Source organism: uncultured Sphingomonas sp. (genome assembly GCF_913774285.1).
Classification (GTDB): domain Bacteria; phylum Pseudomonadota; class Alphaproteobacteria; order Sphingomonadales; family Sphingomonadaceae; genus Sphingomonas.
On sequence record NZ_CAJYHX010000008.1, the window covers coordinates 230,986 to 246,396 of the forward strand.

General features: G+C 67.0%; 13 protein-coding genes. 7 read left to right on the plus strand and 6 right to left on the minus strand.

Features of this window, described 5'->3' with window-relative positions; genetic code table 11:
- Positions 1-18: 18 nt before the first annotated feature.
- The 6 genes from QZ670_RS04880 to QZ670_RS04905 all read left to right on the plus strand — a co-directional run bounded on the left by QZ670_RS04880 (position 19) and on the right by QZ670_RS04905 (position 6,135).
- Entirely contained in the window at positions 19-495 is a 477-nt protein-coding gene (locus tag QZ670_RS04880) for a hypothetical protein (protein ID WP_294252658.1), read from the plus strand.
- A 107-nt stretch (positions 496-602) separates the two neighbouring features.
- Positions 603-1,259 carry a dTMP kinase gene (locus QZ670_RS04885; RefSeq protein WP_294252659.1) on the plus strand — a complete coding sequence of 219 codons (657 nt, stop codon included), beginning with the start codon at positions 603-605 and terminating at the stop codon, positions 1,257-1,259.
- 116 nt (positions 1,260-1,375) lie between these two features.
- Positions 1,376-2,488 (plus strand): fumarylacetoacetate hydrolase family protein, encoded by a 1,113-nt coding sequence (locus QZ670_RS04890; RefSeq protein ID WP_294252660.1) that lies wholly within the window; start codon positions 1,376-1,378, stop codon positions 2,486-2,488.
- A gap of 8 nt (positions 2,489-2,496) precedes the next feature.
- On the plus strand, positions 2,497-3,294 hold the full coding sequence (locus tag QZ670_RS04895) for an SDR family oxidoreductase (protein ID WP_294252661.1): 798 nt from the start codon (positions 2,497-2,499) through the stop codon (positions 3,292-3,294).
- 1 nt (position 3,295) lies between these two features.
- Positions 3,296-4,189 (plus strand): SMP-30/gluconolactonase/LRE family protein, encoded by an 894-nt coding sequence (locus QZ670_RS04900; RefSeq protein WP_294252662.1) that lies wholly within the window; start codon positions 3,296-3,298, stop codon positions 4,187-4,189.
- A gap of 173 nt (positions 4,190-4,362) precedes the next feature.
- Positions 4,363-6,135: a retroviral-like aspartic protease family protein gene (locus QZ670_RS04905; protein WP_294252663.1), complete on the plus strand. Its 1,773-nt coding sequence runs from the start codon at positions 4,363-4,365 to the stop codon at positions 6,133-6,135.
- Positions 6,136-6,150: 15 nt separating this feature from the next.
- On the opposite strand, the gene QZ670_RS04910 is transcribed toward QZ670_RS04905, so the two are convergent.
- The 4 genes from QZ670_RS04910 to QZ670_RS04925 form a co-directional block, all read right to left on the minus strand.
- A complete protein-coding gene (locus QZ670_RS04910; protein ID WP_294252664.1) occupies positions 6,151-6,783 on the minus strand; it encodes a TetR/AcrR family transcriptional regulator in 633 nt (210 codons plus the stop codon).
- Positions 6,784-6,999: 216 nt separating this feature from the next.
- Positions 7,000-8,778 (minus strand): IlvD/Edd family dehydratase, encoded by a 1,779-nt coding sequence (locus QZ670_RS04915; RefSeq protein WP_294252773.1) that lies wholly within the window; start codon positions 8,776-8,778, stop codon positions 7,000-7,002.
- A gap of 142 nt (positions 8,779-8,920) precedes the next feature.
- Positions 8,921-10,327, minus strand: coding sequence for a sugar porter family MFS transporter (locus QZ670_RS04920; protein WP_294252665.1), 1,407 nt, complete (start codon positions 10,325-10,327; stop codon positions 8,921-8,923).
- A gap of 116 nt (positions 10,328-10,443) precedes the next feature.
- The gene (locus QZ670_RS04925) at positions 10,444-11,490 is read right to left on the minus strand and encodes a LacI family DNA-binding transcriptional regulator (RefSeq protein WP_294252666.1); all 1,047 of its coding nucleotides are present in this window, start codon (positions 11,488-11,490) and stop codon (positions 10,444-10,446) included.
- A 167-nt stretch (positions 11,491-11,657) separates the two neighbouring features.
- On the opposite strand from QZ670_RS04925, the gene QZ670_RS04930 reads away from it, so the two are divergent.
- A complete protein-coding gene (locus QZ670_RS04930; RefSeq protein ID WP_294252667.1) occupies positions 11,658-14,057 on the plus strand; it encodes a glycoside hydrolase family 3 N-terminal domain-containing protein in 2,400 nt (799 codons plus the stop codon).
- Positions 14,058-14,195: 138 nt separating this feature from the next.
- On the opposite strand, the gene QZ670_RS04935 is transcribed toward QZ670_RS04930, so the two are convergent.
- Together QZ670_RS04935 and QZ670_RS04940 are read right to left on the minus strand one after the other, a co-directional pair.
- A complete protein-coding gene (locus QZ670_RS04935; protein WP_294252668.1) occupies positions 14,196-14,888 on the minus strand; it encodes a DUF6683 family protein in 693 nt (230 codons plus the stop codon).
- Between the two features lie 183 nt (positions 14,889-15,071).
- Entirely contained in the window at positions 15,072-15,353 is a 282-nt protein-coding gene (locus QZ670_RS04940) for a hypothetical protein (protein WP_294252669.1), read from the minus strand.
- Between the last annotated feature and the right edge of the window lie 58 nt (positions 15,354-15,411).

Sequence of the window (15,411 nt, forward strand, 5' to 3'; positions counted from 1 at the left end):
ACGATCGGCCGAGGTGCGATGCAGATGCTACCCCGGTCGAACTACAAGCTGACCGAACTGGCCGAGGAAATGGTGCGCTGCGCGCAACCGTTGCTCCCGGCCGGCGGTCGGCTTTTTCTGGGTCTGCAGCAGGAAACCGATGGCTCGCTGCGAATGATCTGGTGGCGCGGCGACGATTTCCGCCTGGTCGCCGAGATCGACGCCACCCCCGAAGGCTTCTGCCCCGAGGATAGCGACGAGGGCGCGCTCCAGGACGCCGCGAGTGCCTGCATCACCTATCTTTCCGGCCGCTGGCCGACCCCACCGCGTCGGCTGGGCGTGATCACCGACGGCATCGGCGTCGCCTTCTCGCCCGAACGTCCTGCCGTGGCCGAGCCGGGCTGGCTGATGCACCATGCCGGCGGACAGGGCGCGCTCACCGCGATCCTGCCGCTCGACGGCGAAGGCCCCTGCGCGCTGCTGTGCGCGCCTCCCGAGACGGCGTCGTTTCATTGACCCGATAGATACTCCCACGCCAATTCCCCCTCCCGCTTGCGGGAGGGGAGTTTTCAGGCGCCGGGGAGTCTTGATGACAACCTGCCGCAGCATGCTATGGCGCCCTTATGGGTGAACTCATCGCGATCGAGGGCGCCGACGGCGTCGGCAAGAACACCGCGTCGCGCGGGCTGTGCGCGGCGCTGCAGGCCTCGGGCCGCACCGCCACCGTGCTCGGCTTCCCGCGCTATGGCGAGACCGTCGCCGGCGTGACGATCGGCAAGATGCTCGCCGGCGAACTGCCCGTCCCCGTCACCCCGCATGCCGCCGCCGTGCTCTACGCGCTCGACCGGTTCGAGTGGCGCGATGCGCTGCTGGAGGCGCAGGCGACCCATGACGTGGTCGTGCTCGATCGCTACATCGCCTCGAACATGGCGTACCAGGGCGCCAAGCTGGGCGGTGACGAAGGCCGTGCGCTGATGGACTGGATCCTGGCACTCGAAGCCGGCCAGTTCGCCCTGCCCCGCCCGCGCCTTTCGATCTACTTGGATACGCCCTGGGACCTTGCCCGCGCGCTGATCCTGCAAAAGGCGCAGCGCAGCTACACGACCCGCAGCTTCGACGAATATGAGGCGGACATCGCGCTCCAGCAGCGCGTGCGCGGCAATTACGAGGCGATCGTCGCGGCCGACCTGCTCGGCCCGTGGAAGGTCGTCCGCGCCAGCGAGGACGGCGCGATGCGGGCGCCCGAGGCGATCGTCGGCGAAATTTTATCTTATATTTGAAACCGCGCTGAACCCGGCTATGCCCGGCTTGACATTTGCTTTGCCGGAGCGCCAATGGTAGCGCTATCACAATCCGAAACGAGTTGGTGAGAGGTCCCTTGGAAGCGCTTAGAGACATGCTGCCTGCCGATCATGCGCAGGCGATTCTGGTCGGTCGCGTGCAGACGGCTGCCGGCCCCAGCCCCGTAATCCTCCGCGACGGCCAGGTGATCGACGTGTCGGCCGCTGCGCCCACCGTCGCCGACCTGCTGGAGCGCGACGACATCGCTACGCTCAGCGGTGAGGTGCTGTGCAGCGTCGAGGCGCTCGGCACCGAGTCGGCGCCGCAGATCCTGGCCCCTGTCGACCTGCAATGCGTGAAGGCCGCCGGCGTCACCTTCGCCGTCTCGGCACTGGAGCGGGTGATCGAAGAGCGCGCCCGCGGCGATTCCGCCAAAGCCGCCGAGATCCGCGGCGATCTCGAAGCCAAGGTCGGCTCGGGCATCCGCTCGGTCGTCCCCGGCACGGCGGAAGCCGCCAGCCTCAAGGCCGCGCTGATCGATGCCGGCATGTGGTCGCAGTACCTGGAAGTGGCGATCGGCCCGGACGCGGAAGTGTTCACCAAGGCCCCGGTGCTGTCGGCGATGGGCTGGGGTGCGGAGATCGGCATCCGCTCGGACAGCGACTGGAACAATCCGGAACCGGAAGTGGTGCTGGTCGTCGACCGCAACGGCAATATAAAGGGTGCGGCGCTCGGCAACGACGTCAACCTGCGCGATTTCGAAGGCCGCAGCGCGCTGCTGCTCGGCAAGGCGAAGGACAACAACGCCTCGACCTCGATCGGCCCGTTCATCCGCCTGTTCGACGACAGCTTCACCATGGACGATGTGCGCAGCGCCGTGGTCGACCTCACCATCGACGGACCGGAGGGCTATCGCCTCTCGGGCACCAACAAGATGACCGAGATCAGCCGTGATCCTACCGAGCTGGTCCGCCAGACGCTGAGCGAGCACCAGTATCCGGACGGCTTTGCGCTGTTCCTCGGCACGCTGTTCGCGCCGGTGCAGGATCGCGACCATCCCGGCCGCGGCTTCACCCACAAGCCGGGCGACGTCGTCCGTATCTCGACGCCGAAGCTCGGCACGCTCGTCAACCGCGTCACCACCTCCAAGGCCGCCGCGCCCTGGACGTTCGGCATCCGCGATCTGATGCGCAACCTCGCCGCCCGCGGCCTTCTCTCCAACGCGTAAGGTACTTCATGTCGCAAGCCGATCTCCAGCAGGGCCCGATTCCGGCCGCTGAGCGTGCCGTCTATCCGAGCCTGAAGGGCAAGCGGGTCCTGATCACCGGCGGTGGCTCGGGGATCGGCGCCGGGCTGGTCGAAGGGTTCGTCCGCCAGGGTGCGGACGTGACCTTCTTCGACATCGCCGAGGACGATTCGAAGGCGCTGGTCGCCAGCCTTGCGGATGCGCCGATCGCACCGCGTTTCCACAAGGTCGACCTCACCGACATCCGCGCCGCGCAGGCGCAGGTGCAGGCGCTGATCGACGCCGAGGGCGCGTTCGACGTGCTGCTCAACAACGCCGCAAATGACGATCGCCACACGATCGAGCAGGTGACCCCGGAGTACTGGGACAACCGCATGAACGTGAACCTGCGCCATCAGTTCTTCATGGCGCAGGCGGTGATCCCGGCGATGAAGGCGAAGCGCGCCGGCGTGATCATCAACCTCGGCTCGATCTCCTGGCACCTCGCACTGGAGGAGCTGACGCTCTACCAGACCGCCAAGGCGGCCATCGAGGGCCTCACCCGCAGCCTGGCGCGCGAGCTGGGTCCGGACGGCATCCGTTCAGTCTGCATCGTCCCCGGCAACGTCAAGACCCCGCGCCAGATGAAGTGGTACACGCCCGAGGGCGAGGCCGAGATCGTCAAGGCGCAGTGCCTGCCCGGCCGCCTCGTGCCCGACGACATCGCAGCGGCAGCGCTGTTCCTTGCATCCGACGATGCACGCCTGATAACGAGCCACGAATTCTTCGTGGATGCAGGCTGGAGATAAGATGACCGACACAGTGGTGGTATCGGCGCCGGAGAGCGTGTGGGGGCTCGCAGCCCCGCTTCTCGAAGGCCCCGTCTGGGTGGAGCGCGACGCCGCGCTGTGGTTCGTCGACATCAAGAGCCACAAGATCCACCGCTATGATCCCGCCACCGGCGACAAGCAGAGCTGGGATGCGCCGGCCCAGGTGGGCTTCGCGCTCCCGGCGGCGAGCGGCGGGTTCGTCGCAGGGCTGCAGACCGGCCTCGCCAAGTTCGATCCCGCCGACGGCAGCTTCACCCCGCTGGTCGATCCGGAGCCCGGCCTGCCCGGCAACCGCCTGAACGACGGTACCGTCGATTCCGAAGGCCGCCTATGGTTCGGCACGATGGACGATGGCGAGAGCGAAGCCAGCGGCGCCATCTACCGCCTCGCCGCCGACGGAACCTGTATCGCCTCGACCCCGAAGGTCTCGATCACCAACGGCCCTGCCGTTTCGCCCGACGGCAAGATCCTCTACCATGTCGATACGCTCGGCCAGGTCATCTATGCCTGCGACATCGCGGCGGAAGGCACGCTGGCGAATCCCCGCGAATTCGTCCGCATCGCCGAGGGCGAGGGCTTCCCGGACGGCCCGTGCGTCGACAGCGAAGGCTATGTGTGGGTGAGCCTCTACGCGGGCTCCGCGGTGCGCCGCTACTCGCCGGCCGGCGAACTGGTCGAGACCGTGCCCTTCCCGGTCGATGCGATCACCAAGATCGCGTTCGGCGGCTCGGACCTCAAGACGGTCTACGCCACCACCGCCAACAAGCACCTCTCGGCCGAGGACAAGGTCGCGCGGCCGACCTCGGGCGACCTGTTCAGCTTCCGGGTGACGGTGGCGGGCCAGCCCGCACCGATGATCCGCGTCGGCGCCTGAACGCCCTTCCCCTCCCCGGCATCGTTCCGGGGAGGGCGTCTGCCGACAGCGTTCCCTTCGCAACGATGGCGTTCAAACCCGCGCAGCGTAAGGCTCGCGTCATCTTGCGCGCCTAGGCTATTCCCTGCCACGATCCGCAATTCGCGCGGGTGCGCACAAAGGGGGGAATGTCGATGCACGTCCACCGTCTCGCATATTTGTGGATTTCGGCACTCCTTGGCGCGAGCAGCGCCAGCCCTGCACTTGCCGGCAACTGCCAACTCGCGAAAATCGCCGAGCTCAAGGTGACGATGAAAGGCCTCGAACCGATCATCGACACCACGATCAACGGCAAAACCGCCCCCTTCCTCCTCGACAGCGGGGCATTTTTCAGCCTGATCCCGCAGCCGGTAGCCAAGGCGCTGAACCTCCCGCGCTCTGCCGCCCCGCCGGGCTTTCACCTCAGCGGCATCGGCGGAAGCACCAGCGCCGAAGTGGCGCGCGTGGCGCATTTCGGCCTTGCCGGCGCCGACCTGCCCAACATCGAATTTTTGGTCGGCGGGTCCGACACCGGCCAGACCGGGCTGCTCGGCCAGAACGTCCTCGGCCTCGCCGACGTCGAATATGATTTTCCGGGCGGCGCCGTCCGACTGTTCCGGCCCAAGGATTGCGGCAAGACCGCCTTCGCCTACTGGACCGAGGGCAAGCCGTTCTTCGAAATCCCTATCCAGTCGAAGGAGGAGGCGCGCAACCACACGGTCGGCACGGTGGAACTGGATGGCGCGAAGCTCAAGGCCACGTTCGACACCGGCGCCGAGCGAACCGTGATCTCGCTACGTGCGGCCGCGCGCGCCGGCGTGAAGCCCGGCGATCCCGGCGTGCAGCAGGCGGGCTGGTCCTTCGGTATCGGCAAGCGCGCCCAGCAGGGCTGGATCGGCAGCTTCAAGCTGCTCAAGATCGGCAATGAGGAGCTGCACAATGTGCGGCTGCGCATGGCCGATATGGGCGACCTCGATACCGACATGCTGCTCGGCGCCGACTATTTCGTGTCCCACCGGGTCTACGTGTCGAATGCCCAGCACCGGATCTACTTCACCTATACGGGCGGCCGCCTGTTCGACGCGAGCGCGAAGCTCGACACCGCCAGCGGGTTCAGCACCGTGGGCGCTCCTGCAGCCGGTGCGACGCTCAATGCGGAAGGTTATGCCCAGCAAGGTGCGATGTACCAGACGCAGCGCGACCTGCCGCACGCCATCGAGGCCTATTCGCAGGCGGTGACGCTGGCCCCGAAGGATCCTCGCTATCTCCGGCAGCGCGCGCTGGTCTATCTCACTGCGGGCCGGCCGATCCTGGCGATGGACGACCTCGACGCCTCGCTCGCGCTCGACCCGGCCGACACCAGCACCCGCATGACCCGCGCCGCGGTGCGGGAGCGCGCGGGCAATGCCCGGGGCGCGATGGAGGACCTCGATCTGGTCGCGGGGCAGCTGCCCCGCGAGGACATGCAGCGGCTGCGCATCGCCCATCTCTACACCGCGCTCGACGCGTTCGATTCGGCAATCGGGCAATATGATCTGTGGCTCGCCTCGCATCGTGAGGATGGCAGTCGCGCGGAGGCGCAGAACGGCCGCTGCTGGGCGCTCGCACTCGCCAATCGCGATCTGAAGCGCGCACGCAGCGACTGCGATGCGGCGGTACGCGCCCTCCCCTCCAACGCCGCCTATCTCGATAGCCGGGGCCTGGTGGCGTTCCGCGAGGGCGATATGGCGGCCGCGCTTGCCGACCTCAATGCAGCGCTGGCGATCCGGCCGCGACAGGCCTGGACGCTCTACCTGCGCGGGGTGATCGAGGCACGGATGGGCCAGAGCGAGGCCGCCGCGAAAGACATTGCTGCGGCGACCGCGATTGCTCCCCGCGTCGCCACCCGCGCCGCCAAATACGGGATCGTGCCCCCGCCGAAGAGCTGAGGCGCGATCCGCCTTTTACTGGAACATCGCCTTAGTCAGCACGGCGATGCCGGTGCGCACGCGCTCCCAGCCCGCTTCCTCGCTGAGGTCCAGCCCGAGAAACCGACCGTTCTGGGCGGCCGACAGCACCAGTTGCTGGATCGCGGCGATCAGCAGCGCATTGAGTACCGGCGCGTCGATTCCCGTGGGGCGCTGCAGCGTGCCGCGCTCGCGGGCGATCCAGGCGCTCAGCGCCTTGCCGCGCGCCTCGGTGAAGGCCGTGGCGAGCTTGGAGGGGGCGGAAAGTTCCCAGGCGAGGATCTTCTGCGCCAGCGGATCGCTGCGCAGTGCATCGAGCAGCGCCACCGCGACTCGCGCCATCATCTCGGCATAGCTGGCAGGCGGCGGCACGTCCTCGGGGCGCACCAGCGCGGTTTCCATCCAGGCGGAAACATCGGCGGCGATCGCCTCGGCGAGGCCGTCCATCCCGCCGAAATAGCGGTAGATCAGCTGCTTGTCATAGCCCGAGGCGCGCGCGATCGCGTTCACGCCCCAGCGGGCAAAGCCTTGTTCGGCGAGCAGCGTCTTCGCCGCCGCCAGGATCACGCCGCGCGTGTTCGCCGCATTGCGCGGCCGCTTCGCCGGTGCCGTCTCGTCCACCCCGTCCATCCCCTGTTGTCTGGTGATGGTTAACTATCACTGGCGAGTGACACTTTCCATCTCCGGAATGGGCCGGAGGTGCGAGATGCGTAGCTGGTGGCGAGTCACCCTCACCCTCCCACTGCCTTCGGCAGCGGGCCCCTCCCTCTCCCGCAGGCGGGAGAGGGAGGGAGGCGCGAAGCGCCGGAAGGGTGAGGGTGAGTCGGGCCCCCACCCCAACCGTCCTCAATGGTTGTGCCGCGGCACCTTCAGCCCGGTACCACGATATTTGGTCGCGAATTCGAGCACGCCGCCCTCATGCAGCTGGCCCGACTTCTCACGGTACAGCTCCTCCCACGGCGTGTTGCTCGGCGGGATCGGCGGCGCGGGCTCGCCCTTGCGGCGGGCGATCTCGTCTGCCTCGACCAGCGCGTCCACGCGACCCGCATTTAGGTCGATGCGGATCACGTCGCCGGTGCGCAGCCAGGAAAGCCCGCCGCCCGCCGCACTCTCCGGCGAGGCGTTGAGGATCGACGGGCTGTCCGACGTGCCCGACTGGCGGCCGTCGCCCAGCGTCGGCAGGCTCTGGATGCCCTTCTGGAGCAATGCGTCGGGCGGCTGCATGTTGACCACCTCGGCGGAGCCCGGCCAGCCCAGTACGCCCGCGCCGCGGATCACCAGGATGCAATTGTCGTCGATGGCGAGCGCCGGGTCGTTGATCCGGTGGTGATAGTCGTCCGACCCGTCGAACACCACCGCGCGGACCTCGAACACGCCCTCCTGCCCCGGCGTCGAGAGGTAGCGCGCGCGGAATGCTTCCGAGATCACGCTGGTCTTCATGATCGCCATGTCGAACAGGTTGCCGGTGAGCACCAGGAACCCGGCCTTCTCCATCAGCGGCTTGTCGAGCGGGAAGATGACGTCCGGATCGAGGACCCGCGCCTCGGCAACATTCTCCGCCATGGTGCGGCCGGTGCAGGTCGCGACGCTGCCGTCGAGGATGCCCGCGTCCACCAGCAGCTTGAGCACCGCCGGGATGCCGCCGGCACGGTGGAAGCGCTCGGACAGATATTGGCCCGCCGGCTGCATGTTGACGATCAGCGGCAGGTCATAGCCGGTCTGCCAGTCCTCGGGCGTGATAGTGATGCCGGCATGCGCGGCCATCGCGTTGAGGTGCGGCTGGGCGTTGGTCGAGCCGCCGATCGCGGTGAGCAGCTTGATCGCGTTGAGGAAGCTCTGCTTGGTCAGGATCTTCGACGGGCGCAGATCCTCATAGGCCATCTCGACGATGCGCTTGCCCGTCTCATAGGCGATCTGCCCGCGCTCGCGATAGGGCGCCGGGATCATCGCGCAGCCGGGGAGCGACATGCCCAGCCCCTCGGCCATGCTGTTCATCGTCGAGGCGGTGCCCATGGTGTTGCAGTGGCCCGAGGAGGGCGCGCTTTCCATCGCGCGGCGAAGGAACTCGGCCTCGTCGATCTCGCCCGCCGCCATCTTGCGGCGCGAGCGCCAGATCACGGTGCCCGAGCCGACCAGCTCGCCTTCGTGCCAGCCGTCGAGCATCGGCCCGCCCGACAGGACGATCGCCGGGATGTCGACGGTGGAAGCGGCCATCAGCGACGACGGCGTGGTCTTGTCGCAGCCGGTGGTGAGGATCACCGCGTCGATCGGATAGCCGTTGAGGATCTCGACCAGGCCGAGATAGGCGAGGTTGCGATCGAGCGCCGCGGTCGGCCGCCGGCAATTCTCGAAGATCGGGTGGAGCGGGAACTCCATCGGGATGCCGCCCGCCGCCAGAATGCCCTCGCGGGCGCGCTTCACCGTCTCCAAGTGGATGCGGTTGCACGGCGCGATGTCGCTGCCGGACTGGGCGATGCCGATGATCGGCTTGCCCGAGGTCAGCTCCGCCGGCGTGATGCCGTAGTTCATGAAGCGCTCGAGATAGAGCGCGGCCATGTCGGCGCGGCCGGGGGCGGCGAACCATTCGCGCGATCGGAACGGACGGACGGGCGTGCGGGTCACGATAATCTCCCAAACCAAACTCCCCTTCCGCTTGCGGGAGGGGTCGGGGGAGGGGCTGAAATGGGCACCTCCCGCCTGTAATCATCCCCTCCCCCAGCCCCTCCCGCAAGCGGGAGGGGAGCGCAGAAGGAGGGGCTGGAGGCTCTTACCCCTCCATTGCCTCAAGCTCCTTGCCCTTGGTTTCCTTGATGAACTTCAGGACGAGGAAGAAGCTGACCGCCGCGCAGACGGCGTAGAAGGTGTAGCTGGCGGCCAGGCCGAGCTTGGACGCCATCACAGGGAAGCTCTGCGCGATCAGGTAGTTGGCGAACCACTGGGCGAAGCCGCAGACGGCCAGCGCCGAGCCGCGGATCTGGTTCGGGAACATCTCGCCGAGCATCACCCACATCACCGGGCCCCAGCTGACGTTGAAGAAGATCACGTACAGATTGGCGGCGACCACGGCGATCTTGCCGAGTTCAGGCGAAAGGACGAGCTTGCCGGCCGCGTCGAGCGAGCCATGGCCGAAGGCATAGACGAGCACGAACAGCGTCACCGCCATGCCCGCCGAGCCGATCAGCAGCAGCGGCTTGCGGCCGATCTTGTCGACCAGACCGATGGTGACGAGGCAGGCGGCGATCGAGACTGCGCCCGAGACGATGTTGATCAGCAGCGAGTCCGCTTCGGTGAAGCCCGCCAGCTGCCACAGCGTCGAGCCGTAATAGAAGATCACGTTGATGCCGACGAGCTGCTGGAACACGGCGATCACCAGGCCCGCCCACAGGATGGTGCGGATCTTGCCGGTGCGCGGATCGATCAGATCGCGGAAGCTCGGGCGGTGATCGGCGGTGAAGCTGGCCCGGATTTCCTCCAGCTTGGTGCGCGCGGTATGCGGACCAAACAGGTCGGTCAGCACCTTGGTGGCTTCCTCGGTGCGGCCCTTGGCGACCAGGAAGCGCGGGCTTTCCGGAATGAAGAACAGCGCGACAAGGAAGATCGCCGCCGGCAGCGCCTGCATCAGGTACATCCAGCGCCATGCTTCCAGACCCGCCCAGAACTTGTTGGTCGAGGCACCGGCAGCACCGGCCAGGTAATAGTTGACCACGAACGCGGCGGTGAGGCCGGAGATAATCATGATCTGCTGCACCGTCGTCATCCGGCCGCGAATGTTCGCGGGCGCGACTTCGGAGATATAGGCGGGCGACAGCACCGAGGCGGCGCCCACCGCGATACCGCCGGCGATACGGGCGATGACGAAGATCGTGTGGTCGTGCGCGAAGCCCTGGACGAGCGCGCCACCGAGGAACAGCAGCGCGGCGAGCCGCATCACGTTGCGGCGGCCCATCTGGTCCGCCAGCGTGCCGGCGAAGAAGGCGCCCGCGACGCAGCCGATCAGCAGCGAGCCGACGGTGAAGCCGAGCCCCGCCTCGTCGAGCGCAAACGCCGCCTGCAGGCCCGGCTGGGTGCCGTTCACCGCGCCGCTGTCATAGCCGAAAAGTAGTCCGCCGATCGTGGCTACGGCCACGATGGCGCCGATCAGGCCGATATTGGCCCGCTCCGCCGTCTGATTCATCCGATCCCTCTCCTAGCCCGGGAAGTTGGGCCGATTTGTTAGCGGTAACGCTGGCGCGTGCAACCTGGAAAAGCAAGCCGGCAGGCGCCGATGCGCAAGATTCTGCCAGCGTTGTCCTATCGCCGGGGTGGCGGCGCGCAGGATTCGCGCACGATGAGCTGATGTGCAAGCACTTGTTCGGGCTCGTCGATCTTTCCGCCGGGGCGAAGTTCGTCGAGCAACATGGTCAGCGCCGCCTCCGCCATCGCCGCGATCGGCTGGCGGACGGTGGTCAGCTCGGGCCACATGGTGGTGGCGAGCGCGGTATCGTCGAATCCGACGACGCTCAAATCCTGCGGCACGTGCAGGCCTCGCCGGTGCGCCACGCCCACGGCGGCTGCGGCCATGTCGTCGTTGCTGGCGAAGATCGCAGTCGGCGGCTCCGGCAGGTCGAGCAACGCCTCGCTGGCGACGATGCCCGAGCGGAAGGTGAAATAGCCCTGCTCGACCGGCATCGCGGCGAGGTCCAGCCCCGCCTCCTCGATGGCCGCGCAGAAGCCCCGATAGCGCTCGGCGCTGGAGGTCTGGTTGGGGTTGCCGCGGATGAAGCCGATATGCCGATGCCCCATGTCGATCAGATGCTGGGTCATCGCGCAGGCGGCGGCGAAATCGTCGATGCGGACGTTGAGGCTGCCCTCGGGCGGCAGCCCCATCGCCACCGATACCCAGGGAATCCCCGCCGCTTCCAGCTCGTCGCGCACCGCCGTCACTTCGGAGAGCGGCGGCGGGAGGATCACGCCCTGGACATGCGTCTGCACGAAACCGCGGGTCGCCTCGGCCTGCTCCTCAGCGCGTTCGCCTTCGCAGGCTTCGAGCACGAGATGACACCCTGCCCGCCGCGCGGCGGCCAGTGCGCCGATCAGGAATTGCGAGAGATAGGCGGCCGACGGGTTGGAGTAGAGCAGCCCGATCTGGGTCGCTTCCCCTGCGGCCAGGCTGCGCGCGGCGCTGTTCGGCGAGTAGTTGAGCTTGGCGATCGCCGCGAGCACGGCTTCCCGAGTCGCTTCGCGCACATTGGTGCCGCCGTTGACGACACGCGACACGGTCATGGCGGAAACGCCTGCCTCGCGGGCCACGTCCTGTACGGTGATGCTGCCCCGGCTGCGCCGGCTTGGTTTGGTCATCCCCCCTCCTGCACGAACGCTTAAGTGCGCGCTATCATGATTGCAATCGTTCGCGTGCCCCGGCACCCCCGGTTGACCCGGTTCGTTACGCCCCGTTATAGCTGATAGCGCTACCACCATGGCAAGAGGCGACGGTACGATAGTCGCCCGTCTTCAGGGAGAGGAACATGCGCTCATTTCGTCGCGTCGCCGCGCTTGCCATCGCTGCGAGCGCTCTCACGCCCTTCATCGCCGCCCAGCCCGCCGCCGCCCAGACCGAGCGCGCGGGCAAGCCGCTTTACAAGGACGCAAGCCAGCCGGTGGAGGCGCGCGTCGACGACCTCCTCGCCCGCATGACGCTGGAGGAGAAGGTCCAGCAGCTCCAGGCGCTGTGGCTCAACAAGGGGCTGATCCAGGACGCCAAGGGCGAGTTCGATCCGGCCAAGGCGAGCGCCAACTTCCCCAACGGCCTGGGCATGATCTCGCGCCCCTATGACCGCCGCGGCGTCGCCGCCGGCCAGGGGGATGCCGCGGGCGCCGTGGCGGGCGCGGTCAACCGCAGCCCGGAAGAAACCGCCCGCTACGTCTATGCCGCCCAGAAATGGGCGATGGAGAAGACGCGGCTCGGCATCCCGATGCTGATGCACGAGGAGTCGCTGCACGGCCTGGTCGCCCCGGGCGCCACCAGCTTCCCGCAGTCGATCGGCCTTGCCAGCAGCTGGGACCCCAAGCTGGTCGAGAACATCTTCTCGATGGCCGCCCGGGAGGCCCGCGCGCGTGGCGCCAATCTCGTCCTCGCCCCCGTGGTTGATGTCGCCCGCGATCCGCGCTGGGGCCGCATCGAGGAAACCTATGGCGAGGATCCCTATCTCGTCACCCAGATGGGCCTGGCCGCGATCCGCGGCTTCCAGGGCACCACGCTGCCGCTCAAGTCGGACAAGGTGTTCATCACCCTCAAGCACATGACCGGCCATGGCCAGCCCGAGAACGGCACCAATGTCGGCCCCGCCTCGCTCGGCGAGCGGACGCTGCGCGAGGATTTCTTCCCGCCGTTCGAAGCCGCGGTGAAGACGCTCCCCGTGATGTCGGTGATGGCCAGCTATAACGAGATCGACGGCATCCCCAGCCACGCCAACAAATGGCTGCTGACCGATGTGCTGCGCGGCGAATGGGGCTTTCAGGGCGCCGTGGTCAGCGACTATTTCGCGATCCGCGAGCTGATCACCCGCCACCACATGTTCAAGGATCCCAAGGACGCGGCGCAGCGCGCGCTCGAGGCGGGCGTCGATGTCGAGACGCCGGACGGCGAGGCCTATACCCACCTGCTCCAGCTGGTGAAGGAAGGCCGGGTCAGCCAGGGCGAGATCGACAATGCCGTGCGCCGCGTGCTGCGGATGAAGTTCGAAGGCGGGCTGTTCGAGAACCCCTATCCCGAAGTGAAGCTGGCGGCGGCGCGCACCAACACGCCCGAGGCGATCGCCCTTTCCCGCCAGGCGGCGCGCGAATCGATCGTGCTGCTCAAGAACGCGCAGGGCCTGCTGCCGCTCGACGCCAGGGGCATCAAGCGCATGGCGGTGATCGGCACCCATGCCAAGGATACGCCGATCGGCGGCTATTCGGACCTGCCCAACCATGTCGTCAGCGTGCTCGAAGGCATGCAGGCCGAGGGCAAGGGCAAGTTCGCGGTCGACTATGCCGAGGGCATCCGCATCACCGACCATCGCGAATGGTCGAAGGATGCGGTGGCGCAGGTACCCGCATCGGTGAACGACCAGCTCCGCGCCCAGGCGGTGGAGACGGCGAAGAATGCCGATGTCGTGGTGCTGGTGCTCGGCGGCAACGAGGCGGTGAGCCGCGAGGCCTGGGCCGACAATCACCTCGGCGACAGCGAGACGCTCGACCTGCCGGGGCCGCAGGACCAGCTCGCCAAGGAACTGATCGCGCTCGGCAAGCCGGTCGTCGTGATCCTGCTCAACGGCCGCCCCTATGCGGTGAACTATCTGGCGGAAAAGGCACCGGCGCTGATCGAGGGCTGGTATCTCGGCGAGCAGACCGGCAATGCGATCGCCGACGTGGTGTTCGGCCGCTACAATCCGGGCGGCAAGCTGCCGGTGTCGATCGCGCGCAACGTCGGCCAGTTGCCGATCTACTACAACAAGAAGCCGAGCGCGCGGCGCGGCTATCTGTTCGGCGACACCAGCCCGCTTTATCCCTTCGGCTATGGCCTGAGCTACACGAGCTTCGACATCGCGGCCCCGCGCCTCGGCACGCCCACGATCGGCATCGCCGACAAGGCGACGGTCGAGGTGGACGTGACCAACACCGGCAAGGTCGCCGGCGACGAGGTCGTCCAGCTCTACGTCCATGACGACGAGGCCTCGGTCACCCGGCCGGTGATCGAGCTCAAGCGCTTCGAGCGGGTGACGCTCAAGCCGGGCGAGAAAAAGACGGTTCGCTTCGAACTGACGCCGGACGATCTGGCGCTGTGGAACAGCCAGATGCGCCATGTCGTGGAACCGGGGACGTTCACGATTTCGTCTGGCCCGGACTCGGCGACGCTGAAGAGCGCGACGCTGACGGTGAAGTGAGGTGCGTGGCAGGGAGGTTGCGAAGCGCAGCAGCCTCCCTGCCGGATTTTGCAGGGGCCGTTCGACGCCGCTATTGCTCCGCCAGCCACCCTTCGGCTTGAACGCTTTTGCGGCGACGCATCCGCTTGCAAGAAGCCGCTAGAGGAGATCGAGCCCCTTGGGGCCGAGCCGCACCCTTTCCGGGTCAACACCCAGCAGCGCGCGCAGGTAATTGCCGCCCGCGTTCCGCAGCGCTGCGGAACGCGTGGGATCCGGGTGTGCTTTGAGCGCCTCGCGCATGGCCGCCAGATAGGTAGCGAGGATTGCCATGGTGACATGAGCCTCGGCTGCGGACGCATCGACTTGCACCGCAGCAACAGGCGCGCGCAGCTGGGCATAGAGGCTGCGGAACGCAGCGTCGCCCAGGTCGGCGTCCGCAAAGGCCATGTAGCTTGCGGCGATCAGCGCAGCCGTCGCACCCGCCGGATCCCCCGGACGAACGCGCAATTGCCGTTCGAGCTGGCCATATTTGCCATAGAGATCGACGAACATGCGTCTAGCCTTGTCGCGATCACCGGCGGGAAAGCTGTTCGATAGCTGCCGGGCGATCCTCTGTACCGCATCGCCGGCGATGATCGGTGCCGGCGGGGCGGACTTTTCCGCAGGATGCCGAGAGCGCAGCGTCTCTTCCACATCCTCGCCGAAGATCTGCTTGTGCGAGCGTCGCAGCACCTCAGCAGCATGGTTATTGAACGCCCAGTTGTCGAAGTAACCAGGCGCGAACCATTCCTGTGCTTTTGCAGGCGCGCTCGCCACAAGCACCGTCATGATCGCTGCCAATCCTGCCTTCAAGCTGAAGTCCTCCCGCATCTCGTGCTTTACCTGCCCAGACGCGTGTCAGCTGTCTGCGCCCGGCCCAGGCCAAATCGTCAAAGCGTGCCTTCAGCGCGTTGACTGCAGCCTGACTTGCGATGTTGCATGCGGGTGCTTCTTTCGTCCCGACACGCGAAGCGGTGCTTTGGCAAAGAATGGTGGCTAGCTGCCGTTCCGCTTCGAGATGAAGATTGCCTGCTCAGCGGCCTCTTCGTCGGTGAACAATTGTTCCGTCCAGTCCGGCTCCGGTCTCCAGATGCCCGAGCCATTCAGATCATGGTTTTTTCGGAATGCGTCAAAATCGGAAACGGCGCTAAAGCGATGGATCAGCGCCGCATTCGGCATTGTGGCCACGCGTACTCGGTCGCTTTGCTCACTTACCCGCGCCATGGCCTGCTCCCCTGTGGCCTCATCGCGCCAGATTTCGAAGATCAGTTCAGCCATGATCACAAGCCTATCACCATGCGCAAAGAGTCCGGTATCGCGGTACTCGCGGCTCGTG